The organism is Paenibacillus sp. P36, from assembly GCF_045866505.1.
GTDB classification, from domain to species: domain Bacteria; phylum Bacillota; class Bacilli; order Paenibacillales; family NBRC-103111; genus Paenibacillus_E; species Paenibacillus_E chondroitinus.
Window position 1 is genome coordinate 7738431 of the sequence record NZ_AP038372.1, and the last position, 21288, is coordinate 7759718.

Consider the following 21288-nt stretch of genomic DNA (forward strand, 5'->3'; position numbering starts at 1 on the left):
AATATGATAAGGTTTATAAAATGTCAACAGACCGAAAGATGTACTTTTGACAAAACTTCATACTTATCGACAGGAAAATTCGTTAGAGGAACTCGAGGCCACTATTGCAAGGAAAACGACCTGATTCCCCTCCGAGCGGAACTACAGGGTCTTATTCTGCCATCATAGCAGGTTTTCCGGGGTGAAATCGGTAAAATAGCGGACCGTAGTTCCCCCTGCAAGTGGGAATCGCCCCTTTTCTGGGGAATAGCGGCCTGTAGTTCCCTCCCCCAAATAAGAAAAGGCACCCTAAGGGGTACCTTTCAATAACCTAAACCAGTTCCACGTCAATGAGCTTAAACTGAGTTACGTCGACTATTCCACGGTTTGAAATCCGAATTTCAGGGATAACCGGCAGAGCTATCAATGAAAAAGTCATAAACGGTGCGTTTAACGGACAGCCAATTTGTTTCCATGCTCCTTCAAGCTGGGCAACTTCGTCAACGACTTCAAGCAGAGATTTATCGGACATAAGGCCTGCTATCGTTAACGGCACTTGAGCCAGCACGCGGCCGTTCTCTACGACGATGGTGCCGCCTCCCAATTTCACAAGCTCATTTGCAGCGAGAGCCATATCCTGCTCATCAATGCCCATAACAATCAAATTATGGCTGTCATGCGCCACAGTAGACGCTACAGCGCCGGATTTCAATTGAAATCCGCTCGTGAAACCAAGCGAAATTTCGCCTGTGCCGCGGTGCCGCTCAATACAAGCCAGACGGACAACGTCCTGCTGGATATCCGGTTGAATAATGCCATCCTCGACGCTTAACGTGGCTGTCATTTTCGCTGTTCTTGCACTATTTTCAATCACCTGAATGACATTGACGCTTGTTCGCTCATCGTTACCGCGGCTAGCAAGCTGAAAGTCCTGCGCCGTCAGCTCCCGCTTCACATTCATGGAGCTGCGAATATGCGACGGATACACATACGTAGGGAAATCTGCAACAATTTGGCCCTGGTCAAAGATAATGTTCCCGTCCGTCATGACAGTGACAGGCTCAACCTTTTGCAAATCATCGAGCAATAAAATGTCTGCGCATTTTCCTGGCGTAATGCTGCCTAGATCCTTCTCCAGGTTAAAATAGCGCGCCACATTAATGGTCACCATTTGAATCGCGGTAACAGGATCGACGCCCTCTTCAATCGCACGGCGCACCACATGGTTGAGATGTCCTTTTTCCACTAGCGTTTGCGGACTGACGTCATCCGTGACGAGGGAAATGTTAGAGGTGTTCACTTTATCTTCGGTAACCACCTTGATGACCTCTTTGACATCATGCCAAGCGGAGCCTTCGCGAATCATCAAATGCATGCCCATGCGGACTTTGTGCAGCCCTTGCTCGCGTGTTACGGTTTCGTGATCGGAGGTCACGCCGGACGCGATATAAGCTTGCAGCATACGGTCATCTTCGCTTGGAAAATGCCCTGTGACGGCTTTGCCGCTGTTAATCGTCGCTTCAATTTCTCCGCACATTTTCGGATCCCCGTAGACGACACCAGGGAAGTTCATCACTTCACCAAGTCCGACTACATTTTCCCACTGCAATCCTTCTTCAATATCCTTCACTTCCAAGCTGGCACCCGCATCTTCCAAGTCTGTTGTCGCAGGCACGCAAGATGGAAACGTCGTGAACACTTTGAGCGGCAGCTGCTGCCCCTCTTCATGCATCAGCTTTACTCCTTCGGAACCGAACACATTGGCAATCTCATGAGGGTCCATGAAGATTACCGTTGTTCCTTTGGGTAGAGCCGCTTTGGCAAACTCCGTAACAGAAAGCATCGTGCTTTCAACATGCATATGACCGTCTAGGAATCCTGGAGCTATGTATTTCCCGGCAGCGTCAATAACAACTGTTTGCTCGCCAATCGTGTGGTCGGCGTTCCCGACAAATGCCACTCGTCCCTCAGCCACAGCGACATCCATATGCGCAATTAATTCGCCTGAATACACATTGACCAGCGTACCGTTTTTAATGACCACATCCGCATAAGCGCTGCCCATGGCGACTTTAGCCAACTTGCCGCTCACTTCAACCAGTTTATTTCTTTTATATTGAGTCATGTTATTTCTCCCTATTATGAATTTCAACTCCTATTATAGCCCATTTAGATGACAACCCAAAGCCGGGGAAGCAGAAAAAGACTATCCCTGCAACGCTGCAGAAAATAGTCTTCCTATCGCAAATCATGTATATCAGCCCTTATACCTGTACCCGGCGACCCGCTCAAAAAAATCCACGCCGCCAACTTGACCGCCCTTGAGCACGAGCTCCAGACCATCAAACGAAGGCTCATTGGCATAAGCCCGGCATAGCGGTCCGCCAGGGTCAAGAATGGAAATGCACTCTAGCGCATAGACGCCAAGCTCTCTAGTCACATACCCTGAGGTATCTCCTCCCGCTATCAAAACACGCGAAATACCGAGCTGACGAACGAGCTCTCTAGTCAACTCACCTAGCGCATGGCCAAGCAGACGGCTGCTGTCTTCCGATCTAATCCCCCGGGCGGACAGCACCTCTCGCAGGCGCCCAATGCTTTCATCGTTGGGCCCCGTGGCCGAGTAAACAATGACGCTTCTGCCGCCAGCCAGCCATTGCTGCGCTTCTTGCTGCAAGGCAATCTTTGCCGCTTCCCGCGTTTCAGGGCTAAGCAAGTCCTCCATCGGAACGCGAATGCCTGCGAAACCGGCTTGCAGCGCATGCCCGATCTGAGCCTCGGTTATAGGCGAACAGCTGCCTGAAACCACCAACAGTGGCCCAGCCTGTGATGCCTCCACTCGTAACCTGCGGCTTTCCGCTGCGGCATCCGAAGTCCCCGCATTTTTTCGCCATACGGCTCCGAGCGCGTATTCGACACCGGAAGAACCGATGACGAACAGTCCGTCATGCTCCGCTGCCTCTTCCCAAATCATTCTCCCAGCCGCTTCCAAGCGCTGCTCATCCAATACGTCAAATAGCAGCAGATCCGGCTGCTCTTGACGGATAACCGTCTCCAAGCGCTCCCGCACATCCGCATACGAGCCGTCTAGCGCCTTAATATCCAGCAAAGCTGTTTTCAGCGCTGTCTGCTGCGCCAAATGCTTGCGAAGATCAGACTCCGCCATAGGCGTAACCGGATGCTTGGACATCGTTGGATGGCGATCCAAGCGATGCACCGTTCCTCCTGCGCCGCCAGCTGCAAAATGGTTGCCGAACAGCGTATACCGGCCCAGATACGGAACGCCGACAAGCAGCGGAATGTACCGGCCGCCAAATACATCGCGCCCGATTTCCGCCGCTTTGCCGATGCTGCCCGTGCCGGGCGAGGAATCGAAGGTCGAGCATATTTTATAGTGCACAACGGCGGCTCCGGCAGCTTTTAGCGTCATAAAAAGCGGACGCAGCTCCCGCTCCATCTCCTCGGGCGTTAAGGAGCGTCCCACACCGGCGACGCCGAAACAATCGACGTCTTGAAACTGCTCCTGCAGCAGCTTGGGCGTGGGAGGCTCCAGAAACAGGACGGTTTTTTTCAGTCCAGCTTGAAACAGCGACTCCAACACATCCGTAGACCCGGTGAAATCATCACCGTAGTAACAGAGCGGCCTTCTGGCGGCTCGCCCAATAGCCACTTCCTGTTTAAACACTTTAGGGGTATCTTCCATCCACCTTCACCCCTTCCCGTATTTCTCAATCGCCTTTTGCAGGGAAGGATGCTGCGCCGCATAGGCGTCCAGCGGTATCCCCTGAACCGCCGCTTCCCAGCCCAACTTCATGCTCTCAAAGCCGGCCGCAGGACCATCCGGATGAGCCAGCATGCCTCCGCCGGCCAAGTGCATCACATCGACGGTCCCCGTTGCCGCATACGTAGCTGGAGCCATCCCCGCCCACTGGGCTGAGGATACGACAGGCATCGCTTTGTAGCCGCCAAGCAGCGGCGCCGTGCAAGCCGCAATCGACCGAACCACCGATTCGTTACTTTCATAAAACTTACTATTTAAACCGTTAACATGCAGATGATCAGCCCCGGCTAACCGGCAAAGCTTCTGATAAGCCGTGAATTCAATGCCCAGCAGCGGAGACCGCGTCAGCATACCCCATTGATTGCGATGTCCGTGAATAGGAACCTCGCTGAATTGGTTCAAATACGTCAGCCCCGATAGCCCGACGCTCAGTATGCTGACCATCACGCAGGTGCCGCCGGCTTTTACAACCAAATCATGATTCCTGCGCAGTTCGTCATAATCCCCTGTGATATTAAAAGCGTACATCAGCTTCTTGCCCGTAGCATCTGCAGCTCGCTCGACTGCCTCCATGACCGCCTTGACTTTGTCCGCTAATGGCGCATAAGGGGGATTCGCATTTAATTCATCGTCCTTGATGAAATCCATGCCCGCTCTCCCCAGCTTCTCCACCAAAGCTGACAGCTCCTCCATGGATAAGCCTACGCTGGGCTTCACGATCGTCCCAAGGATCGGCCGGTCATACACACCCGTCAGCTTCCGTGTCCCCTCTAGCCCAAATTTTGGACCAGGGTACCGCGTAGTAAATGCCTCCGGCAGCTCCAAATCCAAAAGCCTCAGCCCTGACAATTCTTGAAGCTCATATAAATTGCCCGCAACAGCAGACATTAAATTCGGTATGGAAGGCCCGAAATTATGAAGGGGAAACGATACCGTCACTCGCCCACGACGATATTTGCCGTCATGACCCTGCGGCGTCTTCGCGCCCGGCAGGGAGGGCGTATCCGTATCGTCCAACGGATCGATACGCTCCACTCTTGCGCCATGCCGCTCCTTCACGGCGTCCGTCTCTCCAGGCACAGCTGTGAACGTCCCCGTGGACTGCTCGCCGGCGATGGATGCGGCAGCCCGCTCCAGCGAATACGCCGTTTCCACTAGATAGACGGCTGTAACACGATCTTGATCCATATGGTTTCTCCCCTCTCTCTAAGCCAAATCGCTTTAGGACCCTGTCTTCGTTTCTTTGGCTGCTTCAAGAACAGCCTTCACATGTTCTACGCCGGATCTTGGGGATGAAAGCACAGGCTTGCCTGTTGCTTCTACCAACGCTTGCTCCATGCGCGCCATGGAGCCTTGCGCCAATACCAGCACATCGGCGGCATCTGTTGCCCGTTTCGCCGTTTCCAGCAGCAAACGGTCGTGCTCTTCCGGCTTGCCGCTGATCAAGGCATCAAAGGCGCCTTCCGCGAGTCCGCTCACAAGCTGCACCTCTCGGCCGGCTTCATCCGCCTTGCGCTGAATAAGCCGCAAGGTTGGCTCCAAAGTAGATGGCAGCGTTGCCAGCACGGCAATCCGCGTGTAGCCGGCTACCGCTTTGGCCGCCATCCATTCGTCGATTCGTACGATCGGAATGCCGATGGCCTCCACAGCCTCATCCGCCACATCGCCAACGGAGGAACATGTGTTGAGAATCACATCTGCACCCAGCTCTTCCGCGTGCCGGTAATACTGCACCAAATGGCGGGACACGACTTCTGGAATGTGCCCGGCACGCACGACATCGCCAATCAAGCTGTCATCGATAATATTTACGAGCCGAATATCCGGCAGCATCTCTTGAAACACCTTTTTCAAAGGATCGGCCAAGCCCTGACCTGTATAAATCGCAACAACGGTTTGCATCGAACTCCTCCTAGTCGCTTTCACTCCGAAAGCAGATGGTCTTTCACTCATTTGCTCATTTGCTCATTTGCTCATTTTTCATTTGCTCATTCACTCATCTATGCCTTCACACAATTACCAAACAAATTCCTTATCCAATCGACGATACTCCCCAGCCCGCATAGGTGCCTCTTCAAATACCTTCCGTCCACTGTACAAAGGTTTCTTCGTTCCCTTCGGTGTAATATTTACAACATCATCCCCACGCCATTCCGTCTCAAAGGTTTGACCTACCGCATTCTCCAACGTTTTGCGGAAGCTCAGCGGGAAGGTTACCGTAATTTTCTCACCTGCGACAGCTGCCCCCAGCAACAGGAAGTGCTTGTTCACCCAGCTGCTCGCTTCATTGCCTTTGCCTTCGATGACTTCCCCACCGCGTTCGCGAACATACTTGATTTTCGTAAAGCCGGCCCACTCTGGGATTCGGATCTGCAAACGAGAGATATCCGTGTGAATATCGAGCACGACTTTCCCTTCATGCGGCAGGTAGGAGCTGACATCCAGCCATTTGGAGCCGCGATTCAATAGAAAATTGACGCTGATTGTCCCTTTTTTCTCCGTAATCGTGTTACTCCAGCCCATGAAAAGCCCGCGTGTGCCTGAGCCTAAGCAGCAAATTTGCAAATCGTTCGTATGACCGCGTCCCTCATTCACATCACAAACGAAATCATTAGGCGCCGAATAACCTGCAAAAGAACCCCGTGTCCGCTCCGCTACTTTATAGAAGCTTTTATTCGCAGGAATGTCAGCCGACTTATCATCCGCTTCCTCCACCCAATCCAGATCCAGCAGCTGTGATTCCGCCAGATGGTTGCGCAAAAACCGTTCCACCGTTCCCCAATATTCCACATAGCCGCTTTGAGCCAAGGTAATGCCTGTCGCGATTAAGTCAACCAAGGAGCATGTTTCATGCTCATAAGCCTGCTCGTGCAGATCGCCCGGTGTCCAGCCGAAGTTCGTGCATTTGGTCAGCGCCCAATCGTAGCATTTCTTGACCCAAGCGAGCATAGCCGCATCGCCCGTATAGACGCCGAACCTCGCGATGGCGTCAAGCGTACCAATCCGCGTATGGAAGTGTCCGCTCCGGTAGGCCAGCGAGTCGTTGAAGCTGCCGTCTTGATTGAATACACCGCTGCGCTCCATAATTAATGCCGTAAAAAATTGGCATAGCTCATAAGCATCCTGATTGCCCGTCAGCTCATGATATTTCAGCAAAGGCATGACTAAACGGCCGCAGAAGGCTGCCGGATCGGGCGCCAAACGCAGTTGGATCGCGTTATTCGACGGCCAGCCCGTTTCTTTGTATTCCGAAGCCGGATAATACCAGACATCGCGCTCTTTGATCGCGATACGCTTGAGTGCCGCCACGTGGCGGTCGGCCGCTTCTTTGACCTTCGGGTCTCCCGATTCCATAAACCAAGTCGTCAAAGATAAAATAACCGCCCGCTGATCAATCAGGTTCGCATTCGGCTCCCAATTGCGGGTTGGATTGATCTGTCTGTAGCTCATCCCGTCTTCTTTGAAAAAAGACAACAGGTTCGCGCGATAACGCTCCTCGACCTCTTTGCCAAACTCTTCTCCTGACATGTGGCGGGCAAGAATTAATCCGTCGATCATCCGTCCGTGCGAGGAACCGTAGTCCCAATCGCCATGCGTCATAAAAGCAGGTTTGTGCATCAAATCAGCTGCAAAAAAAGGAATATAGTTATGGTCGCGGTCCGCCATGCCGATCATGGCATTGATGGCGTGTGCAGCGCGTTCTTCGAGCATAAGCGTATCGGGAATTAACGGTTTCGACATACGTGTTCTCTCCTTATTGGTCCGCTTGACCGATGGCTTTGCGGTATTCACCGATGGTCATGCCGATTTTTCTTTTGAAAATTTGGCTGAAATACCGGTAATCCTCATAGCCCACCTTTTGCGCGACTTCGTAGTTTTTGTATTTCGATTTATTCATCAGCTCTTTGGCCTTATGCAAACGGATATCGGTTAAATAATCGACGAAATTTTTCCCCGTCATTTTTTTGAAAATCCGACTTAAATAGTCAGCATTTAAATAATAGCTGCTGGCAATTTGATGCAAGGAGAGAGACTGATCGTAATTGCTCTCCATCCATTTTTTCAGCTCGCTGACGACCTTCTCTCCTTGCTTTTCCCCGGATTGGCCGTAGAAACAGAGCACAGCAGGCAGCAGGTCATCTTTGAAAATCTTTTTCATCGCGTCCACGTCGTTACGTTGGTGAATCAGCTCCGAATACATGTGCGTATTTTTGCCGCAAATCTCCTCTAATCGTACATCCTTCGCCTGAAGCTGCTTCTCCACCGCATGCAGGAGTAAATCCGCACTCCACTGCAAATGCCCCACCGTCGTAACATCGCTTACGAATGCCGCAAACAACCGCTCGAATTCCTGCTCCACAGCCTGCTTATTCCCGGATTGAAGCACCCATAAGAACGAATTCTCTTGGTCCTGCGGATACATGCCGGATAAAGGCACCGCTTTGTTCTCTGCAAAAAGCAAGGCGTTCACCGCTGACAGGAGTTTCCCAGACAAAGCCTTTCTCGCTTCGTGATAAGCCTCCCCCAGCTTAGCAGCCTCCAGCTTCCTAGTGCTCATGCCAAAGCTGATACTAACGCTTCCCGCCTGCTTTATAGCAGCTAATACACTTGTGTGCAGCCGGCTAAAATCTTTAGCGTCCAACCGAGCCCCGCAAAGCGCAATCGCAATCTCCCGGCTGCTATCGTGCAGCGTCGTAACCTCGTACTCCCACCGCCCCCCAAAAAGGAAGGGCTTCATTCGGTTTAACTGCTCATGAATCACCGGCAGCAGACGAGCATGATCGCAATGCTCTTGGAAAGTGTCCGTGTGACCGAGCATCACGGCATATTCACCGGCTTGCCAGCTGGAAGGAACGAAGGCTTCCTCCCCTTCCTCGGCATGCAGCAGAAGCTGCCGCAGCCAATCCTCTCCCTGGACGCGGGAGGCTTTGCGTTTCTCCGCTTCGCGCCGATCCAGCTCGAGAAGCGCCTTTTCCACCACCGCAGCCAACTCTTCCTTTTTCACCGGCTTGAGCAGGTAGTCAAAGGCTTTATGGCGGATGGCTTCCTTCGTATATTCGAAATCCGAATATCCGCTGATCACAATCGTCAGCAAGTCCGGAAGCTCTTGGCTGAGCATGCCCAGCAGCTGCTTACCGTCGAGGCCCGGCATCCGCATATCCAGGAAGAGCAGGTCCGGCTTTTTGTCCAAAGCCATCTCATAGCCTTCTCCCCCGTCACTTGCTTCGCCAACAAGCTCCAAGCCCCATTCGTTCCAGGAAATAGACTGAATTAATCCTCTTCGTATCCACTTTTCATCGTCTACAATGATGACTCTTCGCATTTCCTGTACCTCCTCAAAGACTTAGATTTCGCATGACTCAACCTTTCATGGAACCCGCTGTCAGCCCGTCAATAATGTATCTTTGCAGCAGTAAATAAATAATCAGAATCGGAGCAATGACAAGCACCATGAAGGCAAACACAACGCCCCAATTCGTGCTGTACATCGTGACAAAATTGAAAATTTGCAGGACAATCGTCCACTTCGTGCTATCTGTCATCAGATAGAAAGGTCCGAAGAAATCGTTCCAAACCGACACCATCACGACAATGGATACGGTTACAAGCACGGTAAGCAGCAGCGGTAAAATCATCTGCCAATACAACCGGAAATAGCTGCAGCCCTCCAGCAAAGCCGCTTCATCCAATTCTCTTGGAATCGACTTCATAAAGCCCACGAGCAAAAACACAGCAAAAGGCAGCAGCACCGCCGTATAATACATAATCAAACTGAAATACGTCCCTTTAATATGAAGATCACCCAAAAGCTTAATCGTAGGCACAATGGAGACCGGAACAATCAGCCCCATAATGAACATGTAATAAGCTCCTTGCAGAAACCGATCATCTCTTCGTTGAATGATGAAAGCAGCCATGGAGGCAAATAAATTCACACAGACGACAACAAGGACGGAAATAAGAATACTATTTTTAAAGCCCCGCCAAATGTTTGCCTGCTGAAAGACTTCTTTGTAATTTGTAAAATGCCATTCGGAAGGAAGGGATAGGCCGAACAGCGCCGATTCCCGAATGCCTTTAAACGAATTGACCAGAATCATCAGAAAGGGAATCAGAATCAGACAGGCCAAGCAAACTGCGACGATTTCCAGTATCCAGAGTGTCCACTTTTTTCTCATCACATCTCGACCTCTCTCTTCTTCATCGCCATCAGTACCGGAACGCCAACAATGGTGACTAGGACGAATAAAACAACGTTAACCGCCGTCGCGTAACCGAATAACCCTGTGCTGAACATCCCGCGAATGTAGGTATAAAATACTTCTGTGGTATAACCCGGTCCACCTTCTGTCAGGACCATGACCATTTCAAACACCTTCATGGAACCAATCATGGAGAGAAGGACGTTGACGGTAAGTGCCGGAGCTAACAGCGGGAATATAATGGAGCGGAAACGCTGCCAATATTGCGCCCCATCCATGGATGAGCTTTCAATCAAATCCTTCGGAATAAACTGCAAGCCGGCCAAATATACAACCATCGAAAATCCGGCAACACGCCACAGGTCCGTCACAATAATTGAGAATAGGGCATACTTGGGGTCATTCAACCAGTCCTGCGCCATCACATGCAGCCCTACTGCATCAAGTACCGTGTTGACAATGCCATGCTCAGGGTGATAAATCGCTCGAAAAATATAACCTATGACAATCGGCGCAATCACATAGGGCAGAAAAAAGATCATGCGCAGCAGATTTCGCAGTTTAAGGGCTTCATTCAGAATTAAAGCTAATCCTAATCCCAAAAAGTTTTGCATCAAGGTCACAACTGCCGCAAAAATCAACGTATTGATCAAAGCCGTTTTCAATCTGGGTTCTTTGAACAGCTCGATATAGTTATCCAGCCCGTTGAAACGAATCTGCTCTGCATTGATATTCCAGTCCGTAAAGCTGTAATAAAACCCAATGATCGTTGGAGTAATGAAAAACAATAGAAACACGGCGAGAGCCGGGAATGAAAAATAAAGCGGGTATTTCGTCTTTCCCATCTCGTCTCCCCTCCCTCTTTATAAAGTGTTCCGGCCGGAACCAAGCTCCGACCGGACAGACAGAATTGGAACGAAATCTCCTTATTTAAAGCCGTCAAGCAGCTTGGCTTTGCCATCTTTCTCATAGTTCGCCGAGAATTCTTTCAGTGCTTTGTCGACATCTCCATCAATGAAGAACGTTTGCAACGTTTTTTGGAAATCGGCGAAGGTTGGTGTCAAACGATTTTGCACGTTAATTTTCGCTTTATTCGCGTCGATCAAATCCTTCACCGTTTGCTGCACAGGATACAAGCTGCTCTTAGCGCCTTGGAAAATTGGGATACCTGGGCTCGTTTGGTAGTACAGGTCCACCATCTCCGGTGAAATCATGAATTTAACCAGCTCAGCAGCCACATCGGCATGTTTCGCTTTATTCGGAATCATCAATTGGTTCGGCGGCGTGATCATAGCTGTTCCTGCATCCGCAGCGGACGGGAACGGGAAGAAGCCGATTTTATTCGTTACAAATTCTTTCCCGAATTTCTTCTCCAATTGCGGAATAATGCCGTCAAGCATGAAGGCCATGCCGACTTTGCCTTCGCCCATCAAATTTTGCAGCTCATCAAATGTGCCAGCCAGCGGATTGGATTGAATTAATCCAAGATCTTTTAATTCCTTCTGTTTGGCGAAAAGGTCTTTGAGTGCCGGAATATCGGCCAGTTTGAGCGCATTTTTCTCTAAATTTTGAACCCCTGCATCCCCGATCGCCGGGTCTACATTCGATACCCAACCTGTGAAGTAGAACACTTGCGGCGGCCAGCCATCTTTGACACCTTCATAGAAAGGCGTGATACCTGCTGCCTTGATTTTCTTAGCGCCTTCGATCATATCCGCATAATTTTTGGGAGGCTGAATGCCCGCTTTGCTGAATACATCCTTGTTATAATAGATGCCCATCATCCCGGTAGCGCCGAAAGGGACACCATAAATTTTCTTGTTCGCATCCGCCTGAAAATCTTTCATCGTCGGAATAATGCGATCCCATACCGCCTGATCCCCCGACCACTCGCGAAGCGTTTCAGAAGCTCTCAGCTTAACGTACTGCTTAGGGCCTGGCTGCATGAGGAAGAGATCCGGGAAGTCGCCCGTGGAGAAGCGCGTTTTCATCATGTTGTCGAAATCGCCGCCAGGCAGCGCCTGCAGCTCGACCTTATTGCCTGTTTTCGTTTCAAACTCTTTGAAGATTTTATTAAAAGGTGTGGCATCAACCGTATTGGCGATCGCAAACGTCAGTGTGACAGGATCTTTTTTCGCTGGAGCCGCTGTTGCTGCGGCTGTTGATGCAGCGGGCGTTGCAGCTGCCGGTGTGCTGCTCATTGTATTTGTGCCTGCGCTTCCACAAGCCGTTAATGCCATAACTGCCGCAACCGAAGCAGACAGTGTTACCGTTTTCATTTTCTTCATTTTCTGTACCCCTCCTTCAATATTCCTTACAGATTTGATTATATTGCAACCGCTTACTTATGCCCCATGCACGATAACGACTTTCTATGTTGAATATTCCTACATCCTACTCTCAACCAAGTTGCTGAAGCAGTTTCAGCGTCACTTCCGTCCCTATTCCTTTTCTGCTTTCAATTTGGAATTGAAACTGCTCGCCGTAACGAATCGTATACCTCGCATATACGTTCTGGACGCCAATCCCTCCGCTTGCGGCAGACAGCTTATATTCTTCCTGATAAAGCGGTTGTCTCAGCGAGGCCAGAATCTGCTCCAGCCGTTTCTCCGAGATGCCGACACCGTCGTCTTTGACTTGGATATACACCCATTCCGCTTCCCTCCAAGCCTTGAGGCGAATCGTGCCTTTCCCTCTTTTACGTTCGATCCCATGGAAAACCGCGTTTTCGACCAGTGGCTGCAGAGTCATTTTTAACATTGGAAAATGGTACAGGTCATCTTCGATTTCCAATTGATAGTCAATCTTACCATCGAAACGGATACTCTGAATGTTGATATACGCGTCAATCTGTACGAGCTCTTCCTGCAGCGTAACGATTTCATCCGTATTTTTCGTGTTATAACGGAACATATCGGCTAACGATTGCGACATCTGGCCAATCTCTTCTACGTGATGATAATCGGCCATAGCTTTGATGCTATCCAGCGTGTTATACAGGAAATGCGGGTTAATCTGCGAATAGAGCATTGCCAGCTCCACCTGCTGCAGCTTAATTTGATAGACATACTTCGTCTCGATCTGTTTCTGCAATTCATCCTGCATGGCGTTGAAATTCATCGCAATTCGGCCGATTTCATCTTTCCGCTTAATGTCCACCCTCACGGAAAAATCGCCACGTTTAATGTGATTAACGGTTTTATATAAATCCAGAATCGGATTGGTAATGCTTCTTCCGAACAACAGCGATAGAATCGCAGTCACCAGAAAAGCGGCCAAAGCTGTCCAGATGGCTGTCGTTTTGATGGAATCCAGCGGGCTGAATATTTCTTCTTTCGGCATGATGAGCACGGTTTTCCAATTGGAGTATTGGGAGCGGGTGTACGAAACCAGCATCGTCTGATCGCCGCTGCCCGTCCAAAACTTACCGCTGTCCCCTTTAATCTGGGATAAAGCCTCTGCCTCCATATCGGCCGTATGCCCGTCTGCGGAATCGTAAATCGGATTATTAATCTCATTTAAAATAAGAAAACGGCTGTTCTTCGTCAGGTCTGCACGCTGGCCAATGCCTTTAAACAGACCGTAATTATAGTCGGCGCGCACCACAATAAAGCCGGTCGGATTCGAGAAATCGCGAATAAGCATCGAAGTCGAATAGGCTGTCGGACTTTCCTCCTGCCCACTTACCGGGGGGGAAGCGAAGAAATTCACGAGCCCGTCTTTGGCTATTGTTTGCTTGAACCATTCGGCGTTCAGCACCTGACTCGGGCTGCCGAAGGAGGTATTATCGGAGGAATTCAGCAGTTCACCATCGCTGTAATAAATCTGAAAACGGATAAAATCGGGAATCGGCGTAATGTTAAAGCTTTTTAAAAACAGATCCCCAAGCTTCTGGCGGAATAGAAATTTATTTTGGCTGTCCATCGTCGGGTAAGCATTAATGTTGTCAATATATTCCTGTGTATAGTAGGGGGCGAGGAGCAGATTTCTTTTATTATGAAAATCATTATCCATGTTAAATTCGATCTGCCGGACGATTTGCGAGCTGGCGGTTTCTACGCGTTCCGCCATGGAATTGTAGGAGATATAAAATGAAGCGGTTCCAATCAAGGCAATGCAGAAAAGAATAATGACGAAATAACTCAATAACAGCATCGTTCGAATTCTAGGAAATAAGGTCTCTAATCTCTTCCTTAAGCTTTCCATCCAACGCATCTTGATGACCCGCCTTTCTATCTATGCGAAAACAGCCGGAATCGGTTTAGAAGGCTGCGCTACCCGCTCACCCTCTATCCGATTCCGGTCTGTTTGACTTGCCTTTAGTTTAGCATAGAAACGTTTTCAAACACATAACTTCCTGAACCTACCTTATGCACAGCCGCAGATGGCCCTGGGACATGAATGGTTGCTGTCGTATTCGCAGGCACATTCACTTGAAGATGGAAGTCCCCATCCTCAGATAAACGCCATTCTACCGTTACTACGCCGTAAAGAGATTCATAACTTGCCTTCACCCAGCTCAAGTTACCGCCCGGCTTCGGCCGTATGATGACATGCTGAAAGCCTGGAGCCGCAGGATCTGCTTCAATGCCTGCCATATACCGGAACATCCATTCGCCAACAGAACCAAGGGAATAGTGATTGAAGGAATTCATCGATGGCGTCTGAAAGCCTTGCTCCTCCGTCCATCCATCCCAGCGCTCCCAGATCGTGGTTGCCCCGTGTTTGATGGAATACATCCAAGACGGGAACGCCTCTTGCGTCAAAAGCTTGTAAGCGACGTCCAAGCAGCCATTATCCGTCAGCGCCGGCAATAAGTAGCCTACGCCGAGGAATCCCGTTGATAAACGGTTGCCGCGCCCCTGAATGTCCGCCACCAGGCGTTCCCGCGCTTGCCCACGCTGTTCTTCCGTTAGCAGCCCGAACTGCAGCGCTAATACGTAAACCGTCTGCGTATCGCCGTGAATGCGCCCGTCCTCAGCGACAAAAGCTTTGCGGAACGCCGCAGCAATATCGCCAAATAAAGCTTGGTATTGATCTGCTTCCTCGTTTTTCCCTAATACGCCGGCAATTTGCGCGAGCAGCTTCGTACTGTAAGCGAAATAAGCTGTTGCAAGCACTTCGTTTGGCGTGTCAGCCCCGATGGATAGCCAATCGGCGTAATTGGCATACCCTGGACGCACCAGCTCGTCAGTGGTGTTTTTTAGGTAGTGCACCCATTTGCCCATCGCCTCATAATGCGTTTCGAGGATACGTACATCGCCGTACATGAGATAGATCGTCCATGGGATAATGACGCCGGCATCTCCCCAACCGGAGTTGTCCGGGGCGAACCAGTTCAGCCTTGTATTCCAGTTTTTATGGCGAATCCAACCCGCGTCCGGAGCGACATCCGTGAATGCTCCTGAAGGCTGCTGGCAATCCACCATGTCCCAGACATATTTGCTGAAAAATCGGGAGACGTCCATGTTGTATGCCGCTGTACGGGCAAAAATTTGCGCATCTCCCGTCCAGCCAAGCCGCTCATCCCGCTGTGGACAGTCCGTCGGCACCGACAAGAAGTTTCCACGCTGCCCCCATGTAATGTTCGAATACAGCTGGTTCACCATTGCATCGGATGTCTCCAGCTTTCCGGTAACCGGCGTATCGGAATGAACAACTTTTCCCGTGATAGTATCCAGATCAGGTTCTCCCGGGTAGCCGATCAATTCCACATAACGGAAGCCGTGGAACGTAAAGTGGGGCTCGTAGCTTTCCAGTCCCTCTCCTTTTAAAATATAGTGATCCTGCTGGCAGGCCTCTCGCAAGTTATCCACATATAGTGTGCCATCCGGATTCAAAATCTCCGCGTGACTTAATGTAATCATCGTTCCGCGCTCACCTTGCACCGTTACAGCCGTCCATCCGACCATGTTTTGACCCATATCATAGATATAAGTACCTGCGGCCGTCTTCTTCATGCTGATCGGTTTCATCGTCTTGGTGATGCGGATCGGCGGCTCAATCGCTGCCACAAGAAGTCCGTTATACCCTGAACGCACATCCGGCGTTTCCCAGGCTGCGTCCACATAACCCGGCTCATGCCATCCGGTCAGTTCTTCCCTCGCATCGTAGGCTTCCCCTTTGATCATATCGGAATATTGAATCGGCCCTCTGGCCGTCGTCCAAGAGCGATCCGTGATCACTTTTTCCTTCGTTCCATCCTCATAATCCAAGCTTACCTGCATGAGGAAAAACGGTCTTTCCCCGTAAACTTTATCACCGAGAAATCCTACTGTTCCTGCATACCAGCCGTCTCCCAAAATAACGCCAAACGCATTATCGCCACCCTTCAGCTTGTCTGTAATATCGACGGCCTGAACCTGTACACGAATGTTGTAATCCGTCCATCCCGGAGCAAAACGGTCACCGATTCGCTCACCATTCACATGCAAGTCATAGACGCCTAATGCTGTCGCATACGCAATAGCCCGACGCACCTTTTTCTTGACCTCGAACGATTTTCTGAAAAATGGTGAAGGCTGCATGAGCGCGCCCGGCTCGGATTTGCGTCCGATCCATTGCGCCTTCCAATCGCCTCGTGACAAAATCCCCATCATCCAGAACGCCGTCTCGCTCCATTCCGTAACTGCGCCAGCGCCGTCCCAGACGCGCACCTTCCAATAATATTCCCCTTCAGACTCAAGGGGTTGCCCCTCATACGGAATATGAGTCGATGCATTCGAACTCACTTTGCCGCTGTCCCACATATCCGCTTGATCATTCGCTAACTTTTCCCGAGAAGAAGCAACTATGATGTGATAAGCGCTCTGTACGACTTCTTGTTTATCAGCTTCCAACTGCCAGAAGAACCGAGGTTTCAGGACGTCAAGGCCAATCGGATTCCTCATATATTCGGTTTTACAATGTGCTACTCTTGTCGTCATTAGGTAACCCTCCATTTATTGTGCTATTAATGGTGAAACAGGTCTCAAATGTATCTTAAAATTCATCGGCTCAGCTTTAATCAAATACTTGTCGAGCGTAGGCGCATAGCCGCAGCTATGATTGCCTAGACCGCTCTGTCTGGCATCTAGTTTGACAATGGTTTGCTCCACCCTAGTGAGGTGATGAACATGTTTCGTTGTTGTCAAATCCTCCGTCGTGTATTGGTGAACACTCGTGTCGAAGGTCGGCTCACCTGTGAACAACAGCCCGACTCCTTCTTGATTCCGAAGGGACGACCACCTTACGTCCGCTTTATTGCCATTCTCCTGCGGCTTGATATACGGCACGAACTGCTCCTGTACCGATCCGCTGTATACGCCCAGCTTGCCGCTCTCTTTACGATCCGCATAACATTCGTGCGGTCCACGGCCAAACCAAGACAGCTGGTCGAAGCTGTCCGGCATCACAAGCTCTACCCCGAACCTGGGCAGCGGCGGCAGCTCTTCCCTCGGTTCAATCTGCACGTCCAGCGTCATTTCACCGTCTGCGGCGATGGTATAGACCACGCGGGAATCAAAAGCGATCTTCCCGCCTCGCGCCCCAACAACAGACTTGACCGTTATCCGGCTGCCTCCCGCTTCCGTCCGGTCAACAGCAACCTCGCGCACATCCGTAACAAGCCGATTGTAGCCGGCTTTCACCCACTCTTTGGCGAGATGAACATCGTTATCAACCGGAGCACGCCATAGATGGAGCTTGGGGCCTGCCGTCAGCAAGGACACTCCTTTGTACGTCCACGCTGTCATTGCGCCATGATTTCTATCAAACACCACTATGAAATCTTGGCCCGTAAGCGTAATTTCATTGCCCGCTTCTTGCAGCGTCAAAGGAGTTGCCTCTTGAACGGCATCCTTTGGATCAGGTGCCTCAGGAACGCTTAACACCGGAATGTCCGCCCAGGCAATCTCATGACCTTTTTCAGCCCAAACAACCGGATCCCGCAGCATAAAATGGATGTGAAGCCAGTATTCACCCTTGTTTTTCAGCTTGAGTACATCGATAGGGACATGGATGTCCTCAGACTGCCCCGCAGAGGTGTGCAGCCTCGCAAGTTCCCCTTTTTCCACCATGACGCCATCCTGCCACAAGCTCCATAATCCCTGCAAATGGGATAAGGACACAAAATCATACCTGTTCCGTACTCTCAGCTTGCCTAGCGCTGCATCCATCACCTCGATTTTCACCGGTTCAATGGCTTTCTTGTATTCCAACAAAGAAGCTTTGATCGACCGATCCGGGAAAAGCAGCCCATCCAGGCAAAAATGACCGCTATGCGGCTCTTCGCCAAAATCGCCGCCATACGCGTACCAGGCTTCCCCTCGCTCCGCCTGCTGCTGGATGCCTTGATCCGCCCATTCCCAGATCAGACCGCCAAGCAGCCGTGGATACGTGTAGACCGCCTCCCAATACTCTTGCAAATTCCCCACGGCATTGCCCATGGCATGCCCGAATTCGCACATGAGGTAAGGGCGTTTATCGTCCTTGCAGCCTTCTTGTATAACGGTTTCCACCGCCGGGTACATCGAGCTGACGACGTCAACGACGGGTGCATCATAAGCACGTTCGTAATGAATCGGACGCGTCGGATCGGCCTCCCTGATCCATGCTGCCATGGCATCGTGATTAGCCCCGTAGCCGGACTCATTGCCAAGCGACCACATGATAATGGAAGGGTGGTTTTTATCCCTTTCCACCATTCGTTTCGCCCGCTGGACGAACGCTTCTTCCCACTCAGGCTGCTGAGCCAGATGCCCTTCATTCCCGTAAAAATGAAATCCGTGCGTCTCCAGATCCGTCTCATCGATGACATATAAACCATAACGGTCGCACAGCTCCAGCCATCGTGAATCATTCGGATAATGCGATAACCGCACCGAATTGATGTTGTGCTGCTTCATCAAAGTGATATCACGCAGCATCGATTCCCTCGTTGTCACATAGCCAAGCTCAGGGTCGAACTCGTTACGATTAACGCCCTTAATAATAATCGGACTGCCGTTAACGAGCAGTTGTCCCTCCTCGATCCTAATGTCCCGGAAACCGACGTGTACGCTTTTAACCTCTACGATTTGCTGTTTCTTGTCGTACATGGTGAGTAGTAACGTGTATAAGTAAGGCGTTTCCGCCGTCCACAAACGAGGAGATAGCACCTCATGAATTAGCTCTGCTATAGGTTCATCCTGCCGCACATGATGGTAGCGATCACAGACGATATGCCGATCCGCATCCAACAGCGTCGTTCGGAGTTGAAAGAAATCCGATTTGGAAAAAGACGCCTCCGTTACGCCGGCAAAAGCAACGCGAATCTCTAATTTCGCTTTGGCATAACCCCCATCCAAATGAGTCCTGACTCTGGCATCTCTCACCGATACTTGCGGGGAGGACAATAAATAAACGTCACGAAAAATCCCGCTCATGCGCCATTTATCCTGGCTCTCCAGATAACTGCCGTCGCTCCATTGATACACTTGTACGGCAATGACGTTTTGCCCCTCGTTTAAGTAAGGGCTTACATAAAACTCGGAATGAAAGTGGCTGCCTTGGCTATAGCCGACGAAATGGCCGTTTATCCAAACGTGAAAGGCGGAATCCACCCCTTCAAAAACTAGATGAACCCGTCGATTGTTCGTTGTCTCTTGGAAGTGAAACTGCGTTCTGTAGCAGCCGACCGGATTATGATTAGGTACATATGGCGGATTGATCGGAAAAGGATACGGACAGCTGCTATAATGGGGTCTCCCATATCCGTGTAACTGCCAGTTTGAGGGGACCGGTATTGTAGCCCAACCGTTCGGTTCAAAGCTTGGCATATAGAAATCAGCCGGCACTTCCGCCACAGATTCCCCGTATTTAAAATCCCATTCGCCATTCAGCGACTGCACATTAGGCGAACGTTCTCTTTCATTAGCGAGAGCACTCTCCCAATCGTCATATGGAATCAAGTCCGCATGCGGCGGCTCTGTATTTCTCTCTAGAATGCTTAGATTTTGCCAATCTGGAATGTGATCTCCAGGCATCATGTTATTCGCCTCCATCGTATATCCTTTTCAGCATAGTCTACGAGTAGCCATGGTGACTGTTCAAAAATCCGACCACTTTTGTTGTGAAAACTGTGCAGAAACAAGTCGGGATTTTCTACAGTCGATCCGCCTTGTCTATGTGATAATAAATTGAATGAATGATCCGATTGGCTAAGGAGTGATACGGTGATGGAAAGACGTGAATTCGGCGGAACCGGCATGCAAGTCAGCGCTCTGGGTTTTGGAGCAGCAGAGATTGGTTTTATTGGTGCTAACGCTGGCGAGATTGCGTATTTATTGGAAAGTGCGCTGGATGAAGGACTCAATTTGATCGATACCGGTGAGTGTTATGGGGACAGTGAAACGTTAATCGGCAAGGCTGTCAAACACCGCCGAAATGATTATTACTTGTTCACGAAGTGCGGCCATGGGAAAGTTGCCGGTTATGACCGGCCGGATTGGGAACCGGCGCTGTTGGAAGAGACGATCGACAGGAGCCTCGCTCGCTTGCAAACGGATTATCTCGATGTGGTGCATCTGCATAACTGCTCGGAAGCGATTCTCCGGCAAGGTGATGTGATTGATGTGCTCCTTAGGGCCAAGGAGAAAGGAAAAATTCGATTCGCGGGATACAGCGGAGATCATACTGCCGCCAAATATGCCGTTGAATGCGGAGCTTTCCACTCCCTGCAAACCTCCGTCAGTATCGCCGACCAAGAAGCCATCGAGCTGACGCTTCCGGAGGCGGCCAAACGGGGCATCGGCGTTGTCGCCAAGCGTCCTATTGCAAACGCGGTATGGATCGCACCTGAGAAAATTGCGAATGATCGGCATCAAGAATACTGGAACAGGCTTCAGCAGTTGGATTATGACTTCTTGAAAGTTGGCTCCAGCGATGCGATTGGGAACGCACTGCGTTTCACTTTATCCGTCCCCGGGGTGCATACCGCTATTGTAGGTACCGCTAAACAGGGCAGATGGCAGGAAAATGCAAAATGGTTGGAGCAAGGGAATCTGGCAGCGGATGACTATGCGGCTATCCGTTTGCGCTGGAAAGAACGTGCTCAGCCGGATTGGCGCGGATTGGGCTGAACGGGCTTTGTTTAGTTTGACTAGTTTAATTACCTGTTACCTGGAAATTCTCCCGTTAATATCTTCGTCTGATCGCCTTTAAAGCTATATTGCTGGAAAAACTCCCGTTATTTTCTACGCATTTGCATCATTGGCGTGCCAAGCGCTGATATAGATGGAGTTTTTCCAGTTATGTGCCCCGCTTCTTGTTTTAACTTACAATTAGCGGGAGAATTTCCTTGTAAAC

General features: G+C 50.5%; 13 protein-coding genes. 1 reads left to right on the forward strand and 12 read right to left on the reverse strand.

Going from position 1 to position 21288, the window contains the following annotated elements:
• Window positions 1-310: 310 nt before the first annotated feature.
• From ade to ACKTT9_RS34060, 12 genes are all read right to left on the reverse strand, one after another.
• The gene (ade, locus tag ACKTT9_RS34005) at window positions 311-2104 is read right to left on the reverse strand and encodes an adenine deaminase (protein WP_407869474.1); all 1794 of its coding nucleotides are present in this window, start codon (window positions 2102-2104) and stop codon (window positions 311-313) included.
• A gap of 132 nt (window positions 2105-2236) precedes the next feature.
• Window positions 2237-3682, reverse strand: a complete 1446-nt coding sequence (locus ACKTT9_RS34010) for a four-carbon acid sugar kinase family protein (protein WP_407869475.1) — start codon at window positions 3680-3682, stop codon at window positions 2237-2239.
• Between the two features lie 6 nt (window positions 3683-3688).
• Entirely contained in the window at window positions 3689-4948 is a 1260-nt protein-coding gene (locus tag ACKTT9_RS34015; protein WP_407869476.1) for a ribulose-bisphosphate carboxylase large subunit family protein, read from the reverse strand.
• 33 nt (window positions 4949-4981) lie between these two features.
• Entirely contained in the window at window positions 4982-5662 is a 681-nt protein-coding gene (locus tag ACKTT9_RS34020) for an aspartate/glutamate racemase family protein (RefSeq protein ID WP_407869477.1), read from the reverse strand.
• A gap of 114 nt (window positions 5663-5776) precedes the next feature.
• On the reverse strand, window positions 5777-7501 hold the full coding sequence (locus ACKTT9_RS34025) for a hypothetical protein (RefSeq protein WP_407869478.1): 1725 nt from the start codon (window positions 7499-7501) through the stop codon (window positions 5777-5779).
• Window positions 7502-7514: 13 nt separating this feature from the next.
• Window positions 7515-9083 carry a response regulator gene (locus ACKTT9_RS34030; RefSeq protein ID WP_407869479.1) on the reverse strand — a complete coding sequence of 523 codons (1569 nt, stop codon included), beginning with the start codon at window positions 9081-9083 and terminating at the stop codon, window positions 7515-7517.
• A 37-nt stretch (window positions 9084-9120) separates the two neighbouring features.
• The gene (locus tag ACKTT9_RS34035) at window positions 9121-9939 is read right to left on the reverse strand and encodes a carbohydrate ABC transporter permease (protein WP_157317894.1); all 819 of its coding nucleotides are present in this window, start codon (window positions 9937-9939) and stop codon (window positions 9121-9123) included.
• Window positions 9939-10808 carry a sugar ABC transporter permease gene (locus tag ACKTT9_RS34040; RefSeq protein ID WP_326059176.1) on the reverse strand — a complete coding sequence of 290 codons (870 nt, stop codon included), beginning with the start codon at window positions 10806-10808 and terminating at the stop codon, window positions 9939-9941. Before ACKTT9_RS34040 ends, ACKTT9_RS34035 begins: the two co-directional genes overlap by 1 nt.
• A gap of 81 nt (window positions 10809-10889) precedes the next feature.
• Window positions 10890-12251, reverse strand: a complete 1362-nt coding sequence (locus ACKTT9_RS34045) for an ABC transporter substrate-binding protein (protein ID WP_157317892.1) — start codon at window positions 12249-12251, stop codon at window positions 10890-10892.
• 112 nt (window positions 12252-12363) lie between these two features.
• Window positions 12364-14178 (reverse strand): sensor histidine kinase, encoded by a 1815-nt coding sequence (locus tag ACKTT9_RS34050; RefSeq protein ID WP_407869480.1) that lies wholly within the window; start codon window positions 14176-14178, stop codon window positions 12364-12366.
• A gap of 104 nt (window positions 14179-14282) precedes the next feature.
• Window positions 14283-16889, reverse strand: coding sequence for a family 78 glycoside hydrolase catalytic domain (locus ACKTT9_RS34055; RefSeq protein WP_407869481.1), 2607 nt, complete (start codon window positions 16887-16889; stop codon window positions 14283-14285).
• A gap of 15 nt (window positions 16890-16904) precedes the next feature.
• Window positions 16905-19970, reverse strand: a complete 3066-nt coding sequence (locus tag ACKTT9_RS34060) for a glycoside hydrolase family 2 TIM barrel-domain containing protein (RefSeq protein ID WP_407869482.1) — start codon at window positions 19968-19970, stop codon at window positions 16905-16907.
• 189 nt (window positions 19971-20159) lie between these two features.
• On the opposite strand from ACKTT9_RS34060, the gene ACKTT9_RS34065 reads away from it, so the two are divergent.
• On the forward strand, window positions 20160-21062 hold the full coding sequence (locus tag ACKTT9_RS34065; RefSeq protein WP_407869483.1) for an aldo/keto reductase: 903 nt from the start codon (window positions 20160-20162) through the stop codon (window positions 21060-21062).
• The last annotated feature ends 226 nt before the right edge of the window (window positions 21063-21288 follow it).